Source organism: Aeromonas sp. S13(2024), from assembly GCF_041402405.1.
Classification (GTDB): Bacteria; Pseudomonadota; Gammaproteobacteria; order Enterobacterales; family Aeromonadaceae; genus Aeromonas; species Aeromonas veronii.
In genome coordinates, this window is record NZ_JBGLRA010000005.1 from 274,442 (window position 1) to 281,083 (window position 6,642).

The following is a 6,642-nucleotide window of genomic DNA, read 5'->3' on the forward strand; positions in this document are numbered from 1 at the left end:
GGCATGAAGAGAATGTTACACATAGACGAATGGACCGATTTCGAAGCCCACGACATCACCGAGCTGGCGTTGTCAGTAAGTGACGAAATTTATGGCTCGGTCGAGGAGGGGATCCGCGAGTTGAACCTGCTGGACGAGTGGCTGGATGAGCAGATCGAAGAGGGCACCTGCGACGAAGTGCGCCAGCAGTTGCTGCAGGGCTTCTACCACAGCCTCGGTTTTCATGGCGACTGGCAGGATTATTTCTCTGCCAACAACTGCGATCTCAATCAGGTGCTGGTTCAGCGCAAAGGGATCCCGGTCAGCCTCGGCATTCTCATCATCCAGCTGGGGCGCAAGCTTGGGCTCGATGTGGAGGGGATCTGCTTCCCCGGCCACTTCCTGGTGAGCTTTGCCGGTGGCGAGGGGGAGGTCTATGTCGACCCCTTTACCGGCGACGAGCTGAGCCTGGCCCGCATCGAGCTGCTGCTGCGCGGTGCGCTGGGGGACTTGGCGACCCTGACCCCCGACTACCTGCAGCCCTCCGGCCAGTGGGAGATCATCGAACGGCTGCTCAACGTCAGCAAGGGGGCCCTGCTGCGGGAAGATCGTATGCCCGAGGCGCTGCGTTGCAGCGAGCTGTTGTTGCGGATGAAGCCTGGCGATCCGCTGGAGACGCGGGATCGCGGCTTTATCTACGAGCAGCTCGATTGCCCGCGCCAGGCCGCAGACGATTTTGAATATTTTATTGAACAATGCCCGGACGATCCGGTGGCCGATGTGCTGAAAGTGCAACTGGCCGCGCTGGATCTGAGCCCCAAGCCCCTCCATTAAGGGCGGCTTGAAACTGAAACAGAAGAATATCAAGGCCGCTGCGTCCGGTCGCAACGGAGTAACTAGGCTTCAGGCCCTTTTATTAAGGATGTCTTAGATGGAACAGAAGAATATCAAGATCAACCAGATCGACGTTGCCAACGATAAACCGTTCGTGCTGTTTGGCGGCATGAACGTGCTGGAATCCCGCGACATGGCGATGGCGGTGTGCGAGAAGTACGTGGAAGTGACCAGCAAGCTGGGCATCCCGTTTGTCTTCAAGGCGAGCTGGGACAAGGCCAACCGCTCCTCCATCCACTCCTACCGCGGTCCGGGTCTGGAAGAGGGGATGAAGATTTTCCAGGAGCTGAAAGCGACCTTCGGCATGCCGGTCATCTCCGATCTGCACGAACCCCATCAGGCCAAGCCGGTCGCCGAGGTGGTTGACGTTATCCAGCTGCCCGCCTTCCTGGCGCGCCAGACTGATCTGGTGGAAGCCATGGCCCGCACCGGCAACGTTATCAACATCAAGAAGCCGCAGTTCCTCAGCCCAAGTCAGATGAAGAACATCACCGACAAGTTCGAGGAGTGCGGCAACGATCAGCTGATCCTGTGCGAGCGCGGTGCCAATTTCGGCTACGACAACCTGGTGGTGGACATGCTGGGCCTGGGCGTGATGAAGAAGAGCACCGGTGGCTATCCGGTGATCTTTGACGTGACCCACTCCCTGCAGTGCCGTGATCCGCTGGGTGCCGCCTCCGGTGGTCGTCGCGAACAGGTGACCGAGCTGGCACGTGCCGGCATGGCGGTCGGTCTGGCCGGTCTCTTTATCGAATCCCACCCGGATCCGAAAATTGCCCGCTGCGATGGCCCGAGCGCCCTGCCGCTGGAGAAGCTGGAAGGCTTCCTCAAACAGATGAAGGCCATCGATGACCTGATCAAGGGCTTCGAACCTCTCGATACCTCGGCCTGATCCCGACGCTGTCATGCCTGATGAAAATGCCCCGCAATGCGGGGTATTTTTATATCTGCCATATTTAGTTGAAGACTCAAATTAATCTACGAGCAAACAATTGTTGGTTGCTGTGGTGTTAATGGTGTTAATTTTGCTGTGTGATTAATGTCTCTTAATTGTTTTTTATTACATGTAAAGTGGTCCCCGTAGTAATGCAGAAACAGCATGGATCGGGTGAGGTACGCAGATATCTCGTCCGGCTATCTGCATGTTTATTGCTGCCATAACAATGTGCAATTAAATTAACAGGACGTTAATAATGCGAAAGAAACTATTTAGCAGCCTCTATTTTCAGGTATTGCTTGCGATTACCCTCGGGGTATTTCTGGGGCATGTCTACCCGGAACTGGGCGCCGATATGAAGCCCCTCGGTGATGGCTTCGTCAAATTGATCAAGATGATCATCGCCCCCGTTATTTTCTGTACCGTGGTTACCGGCATTGCCGGGATGGAGAGTATGAAGGCAGTCGGCAAGACCGGCGCCATTGCTCTGCTCTACTTCGAGGTGGTCAGCACCATCGCCTTGATCATCGGGCTGTGCGTGGTCAACCTGCTGCAACCGGGTGCCGGCATGAACGTCGATCCGGCAGCGCTGGATGCCAGCGCCATCTCCGCCTATGCGGAGCAGGCCAAGTCCCAGGGCATTATCGCCTTTTTGCTGGATATTATTCCGGGCAGTGTGATCGGTGCCTTTGCCAGCGGTAATATCTTGCAGGTGTTACTGTTTGCGGTGCTGTTCGGCTTCTCCCTGCATCATATCGGTGAAAAGGGACAGGTTATTTTTGGCGTCATCGACAGTTTCTCCAAAGTCATATTTGGCATTATCAATATGATAATGAGACTGGCGCCGGTCGGTGCATTCGGGGCAATGGCATTTACCATCGGCAAATATGGAGTAGGTTCACTGGTACAGCTAGGCCAGCTTATTGCCTGCTTCTATCTCACCTGCCTCTTCTTTATCTTCATTGTGCTGGGCAGCATCGCTAAAGCCTCAGGTTTTAGCATCCTGCGTTTCATCTCCTACATTCGTGAGGAGTTGCTGATCGTGCTGGGGACCTCCTCTTCCGAGTCGGTACTGCCGCGGATGCTGGACAAGATGGAGAAGCTGGGTTGCCAGAAATCGGTGGTGGGGCTGGTCATTCCGACCGGGTACTCCTTTAACCTGGATGGCACCTCCATCTATCTGACCATGGCGGCGATTTTTATCGCCCAAGCTACCAATACGCCGCTGGATCTGTTCCAACAGATCACCCTGCTGGTGGTACTGCTGATCTCCTCGAAAGGGGCGGCAGGGGTGACTGGTAGTGGCTTTATCGTGCTGGCGGCGACTATTTCGGCGGTGGGCCATCTGCCACTGGCTGGTTTGGCGCTGATCCTGGGGATCGACCGTTTTATGTCCGAAGCGCGGGCGTTGACCAACCTGATCGGTAACGGGGTTGCCACCGTGGTGGTCGCCAAATACTGCAAGCAGCTGGACGAGAAGAAAATGGATGCAGCGCTCGGCGGCAAGGTCGGGCAACTGGAAGCGGACAGGGCGTAAGCGCTGTTTCCCCCCGCACGGCCGCGTTGGCTGGTGCGGGGGCAATAAAAAAACGGCCGATTGGCCGTTTTTTTGTGCCGATACAGCGAGTATCAGCTCTTCACTGCAAGGCGCTGATTACAGGCTCTGGGTGAAAGTACGGGTAACCACGTCACGCTGCTGTTCTGGGGTCAGGGCGTTGAAACGCACTGCGTAGCCAGATACACGGATGGTCAGCTGCGGGTACTTCTCCGGGTTTTCGATAGCATCTTCCAGAGTTTCGCGACGCAGCACGTTGACGTTCAGGTGCTGGCCACCTTCAACAGCAGGTTCAGCCTGAACTGGCAGTTCGCGGTATTCGAACTGACCCAGGTCAGCCAGTTGCACTTCTTGATCGGCAGCGAAAGCATCGCCTTTGACGCAGATGCAGCGAGCTTGTTGCTTCTCTTCGTCCAGCAGCCAGAAAGAGTTCAGCAGAGCGGTGTTGGCGGCCTGGGTGATTTGAATGCCTTTGATCATGGTATGACTCCTCAATGGGAACGCGAATCCAACTGTAAGGAAATTACCCTGATGTATTTAAGCTACCGTCGATGGCGATGACTTAAAGGGCCCTTGCCTTACACCTTTTCTTTGATGGGGTCATATATACCACGGTGGTAATATTACCAAAATTGATCTAGATCAAGAAAATCCGACAAAGCGCCATTTCAATGGGATTAAATTCTTGAGTTGAATCAAAAATAGGTCATTTTTCTGATTTTGTAAGATATCCAAATTATGCATCTTTTATCTCGCCAATCTAGTAATTTAACTACATCTTTTCGGCTTTTTTCTGAGGTTAATTGAGGGGTTGGCTACACTCAGCAAAAAAACGAGGAGAGTGCCGGGTGAATAATGGGTGGCGAAAGTGGGCATGGCTGGCCCTGTTCTGTTGCTGGGCAAGCAGTGTTGCGGTACGGGCCGAGACGGTGCGTATTGCTGTGGGCGAGTGGCCACCTTATATCACTGAGGCGTTGCCCAATCAGGGCTTCCTCTGTGAGGTGGTGCGCCAGGCCTTTGCCGAAGAGGGGCTCGATGTCAGCTTTTACTTCTATTCCTGGGCCGAGGCTTACCGACTGACTCTGGAGGGGCGCTATGTGGTCACCATGCCCTGGTTTCGCTCCCGCGAGCGGGAGCAGCTTTTCTATCTCTCCGCCTCGCTCGGCCATTTCACCACTCGCCTGATGACGCTGACCGGTACACCCGCGGTCAATCTGGGTGAGCTGAAACACGAGCCGGTCGGGGTGACCCGTGGCTATTTCTATGGCGATGGTTTTGCCGCCCGCCAAGCCGGGCTCACCCTCGAGTGGTCAGATTCCGATGAGCAGAGCATGGGCAAGCTGCTCGACGGGCGGATCCACTATCTGGTGATGGATGAGCAGGTGGCACAGACTCTGTTCCAGCAGGCGCTCGTTCGTCATCCCCAATCGCTGTCACTGACCGGTGCCGCCGACCCCATCTGGTTGCAACCGGGATACCTGCTGATGCGCAAGGCCGATCCCGAGGCGCGCCGTCTGATGCTGCTGTTCAATACCGGCCTGCGCAAGCTGGAGCGCTCGGGGCGCCTAGCCAGGCTCTGGAAAGCGTGAGCCACGGTTGCGTCTTGCGGGCTGGCCCCCTATCCTGAGCCCTTCGCCGTATCAAGTGAGGAGGCCGGGGTGCTGACCTGGAGTGATGTGATTGGCTCTGAGAAAGAGCAGGACTATTTCAAGAGTACGCTGGCAACCGTCAGAGCCGAGCGGGAAGCGGGCAAGGTGATCTACCCGCCAGCCACCGATGTGTTCAATGCCTTCAAGCTGACCGAGCTGGATCAGGTCAAGGTGGTGATCCTGGGCCAGGACCCCTACCACGGCCCCAATCAGGCGCACGGTCTCTGTTTCTCCGTTCTGCCCGGCGTGCGTACGCCTCCCTCACTGGTCAACATCTATAAAGAGATGCAGCGTGACCTGCCAGGTTTCGTCACACCCAATCACGGCTTTCTCGAATCCTGGGCCAAACAGGGGGTCTTGCTGCTCAACACTGTGCTGACGGTGCAGGCCGGTCAGGCCCATTCCCACGCCCATCTGGGATGGGAAACCTTTACCGATCGGGTCATCGAGCAGATCAATGCCAGTTGTCAGGGTGTGGTGTTCCTGCTGTGGGGTGCCCATGCCCAGAAGAAGGGACGTTTCATCGACCGCCAGCGCCACTATGTGCTGACCGCGCCGCACCCGAGCCCACTCTCTGCCCACCGCGGTTTCATCGGTTGCGGTCACTTTAGCGAGACCAATCGCTTGCTGGAACAACAGGGCAAGAGTCCGATAGAGTGGAAATCTGTCTGCATCCCACTTGATTGAGTGCAAAGTTCGGGCGACAAATGACCGTATACTCAGGGACATAAGATTAATTCAGAGCCAAGGAGTGCCCATGTTATCCAGTCTGCACAAGGATCATCTCAACATCGCCCGACTTTTGGAGCTGCTCAAGCACAAGCTGGCAGCCATCCGTGCCGAAGAGCCCATCAGCTATTTTCTGGTGCGCGATGTCATCGACTACCTGCGGGAGGTCTCTGACAAGTACCACCATCCCAAGGAAGACCTCATCTATGACTACTACCTGAAATATCGGGTGGTGGAGGGGGAGGTCGCCAACCGCCTGCAGGAGGAGCACGTCAAGCTGCTGGAGGCTGGGGCCGATCTCAAGGAGATGGTGGAGATGATCCTGATGGATGCGGTGATCCCCCTCGATCAGTTCACTACCAAGCTGGAGCGCTTCGTGGAACTGCAAGAGGCACACATGAACTATGAAGAGGGGGTGATCTTTCCCCATCTGCGTGACTCCCTGACCGAGGATGACTGGCGTCATCTGGAGCAAAACTGGCAAAACCGCGCCATTGGCGACCCCCTGTTCGGGGCCGAGGTGAGCCAGCACTTCCAGGCACTGGCCAAACGCCTCTCTCTGCCGCTCACGAACGGCTAAGACTAGCCCGTACCTGCCGTGTGGCGGTATTGTGTGAGTGCAACTTGAGTGTGTCTAGTCCTGAAATAGGTCTACACATTTTCAACTAGCATTTCTCTACTCAGAACCCCCTATGTACTGCATCGGGGGTTCTGTATTTCAACGCATGATGCGGCCGCTCCGCGTTGTAAATATCTACTGCTTCATGCACCATCTCCCGCGCTTGCGCCAAATCCTGCGGGCTTTGCAACAATAACTCTCCTTTCAAAATCCCGTTCACCCGCTCCGCCAACGCATTCTGGTAACAGTCATACCCATCCGTCATCGAGCATTTCACCCC

General features: G+C 55.8%; 8 protein-coding genes. 6 read left to right on the forward strand and 2 right to left on the reverse strand.

The window, feature by feature from the left end; translation table 11 throughout:
* Window positions 1-12 precede the first annotated feature (12 nt).
* The 3 genes from ACB042_RS10355 to ACB042_RS10365 all read left to right on the forward strand — a co-directional run bounded on the left by ACB042_RS10355 (window position 13) and on the right by ACB042_RS10365 (window position 3,347).
* On the forward strand, window positions 13-813 hold the full coding sequence (locus tag ACB042_RS10355; protein ID WP_005362204.1) for a SirB1 family protein: 801 nt from the start codon (window positions 13-15) through the stop codon (window positions 811-813).
* 97 nt (window positions 814-910) lie between these two features.
* On the forward strand, window positions 911-1,765 hold the full coding sequence (gene kdsA, locus ACB042_RS10360) for a 3-deoxy-8-phosphooctulonate synthase (protein ID WP_005334937.1): 855 nt from the start codon (window positions 911-913) through the stop codon (window positions 1,763-1,765).
* Between the two features lie 301 nt (window positions 1,766-2,066).
* Window positions 2,067-3,347, forward strand: coding sequence for a dicarboxylate/amino acid:cation symporter (locus tag ACB042_RS10365; RefSeq protein ID WP_371178361.1), 1,281 nt, complete (start codon window positions 2,067-2,069; stop codon window positions 3,345-3,347).
* A 117-nt stretch (window positions 3,348-3,464) separates the two neighbouring features.
* Here ACB042_RS10365 and grcA read toward each other — a convergent pair whose 3' ends face one another.
* Window positions 3,465-3,845 (reverse strand): autonomous glycyl radical cofactor GrcA, encoded by a 381-nt coding sequence (gene grcA, locus ACB042_RS10370; protein ID WP_005334936.1) that lies wholly within the window; start codon window positions 3,843-3,845, stop codon window positions 3,465-3,467.
* A gap of 368 nt (window positions 3,846-4,213) precedes the next feature.
* On the opposite strand from grcA, the gene ACB042_RS10375 reads away from it, so the two are divergent.
* From ACB042_RS10375 to ACB042_RS10385, 3 genes are all read left to right on the forward strand, one after another.
* Window positions 4,214-4,954 carry a substrate-binding periplasmic protein gene (locus tag ACB042_RS10375; protein ID WP_371178362.1) on the forward strand — a complete coding sequence of 247 codons (741 nt, stop codon included), beginning with the start codon at window positions 4,214-4,216 and terminating at the stop codon, window positions 4,952-4,954.
* Window positions 4,955-5,023: 69 nt separating this feature from the next.
* Window positions 5,024-5,701, forward strand: a complete 678-nt coding sequence (gene ung, locus ACB042_RS10380; protein WP_005353881.1) for a uracil-DNA glycosylase — start codon at window positions 5,024-5,026, stop codon at window positions 5,699-5,701.
* A gap of 70 nt (window positions 5,702-5,771) precedes the next feature.
* Window positions 5,772-6,323: a hemerythrin domain-containing protein gene (locus ACB042_RS10385; protein ID WP_005362195.1), complete on the forward strand. Its 552-nt coding sequence runs from the start codon at window positions 5,772-5,774 to the stop codon at window positions 6,321-6,323.
* Window positions 6,324-6,423: 100 nt separating this feature from the next.
* Here the strand turns inward: ACB042_RS10385 and ACB042_RS10390 are convergent.
* Window positions 6,424-6,642: integrase core domain-containing protein (locus tag ACB042_RS10390; protein WP_245096669.1), on the reverse strand; the 219-nt coding region annotated here is incomplete at its 5' end.

What these genes read in the sequence shown, in the direction of transcription:
- ACB042_RS10355 (WP_005362204.1), top strand. Translation starts at nt 13, where the DNA reads ATGTTACACATAGACGAATGGACCGATTTCGAAGCCCACGACATCACC.
- ACB042_RS10385 (WP_005362195.1), top strand. Translation starts at nt 5,772, where the DNA reads ATGTTATCCAGTCTGCACAAGGATCATCTCAACATCGCCCGACTTTTG.
- kdsA (WP_005334937.1), top strand. Translation starts at nt 911, where the DNA reads ATGGAACAGAAGAATATCAAGATCAACCAGATCGACGTTGCCAACGAT.
- grcA (WP_005334936.1), bottom strand. Translation starts at nt 3,845, where the DNA reads ATGATCAAAGGCATTCAAATCACCCAGGCCGCCAACACCGCTCTGCTG.
- ACB042_RS10365 (WP_371178361.1), top strand. Translation starts at nt 2,067, where the DNA reads ATGCGAAAGAAACTATTTAGCAGCCTCTATTTTCAGGTATTGCTTGCG.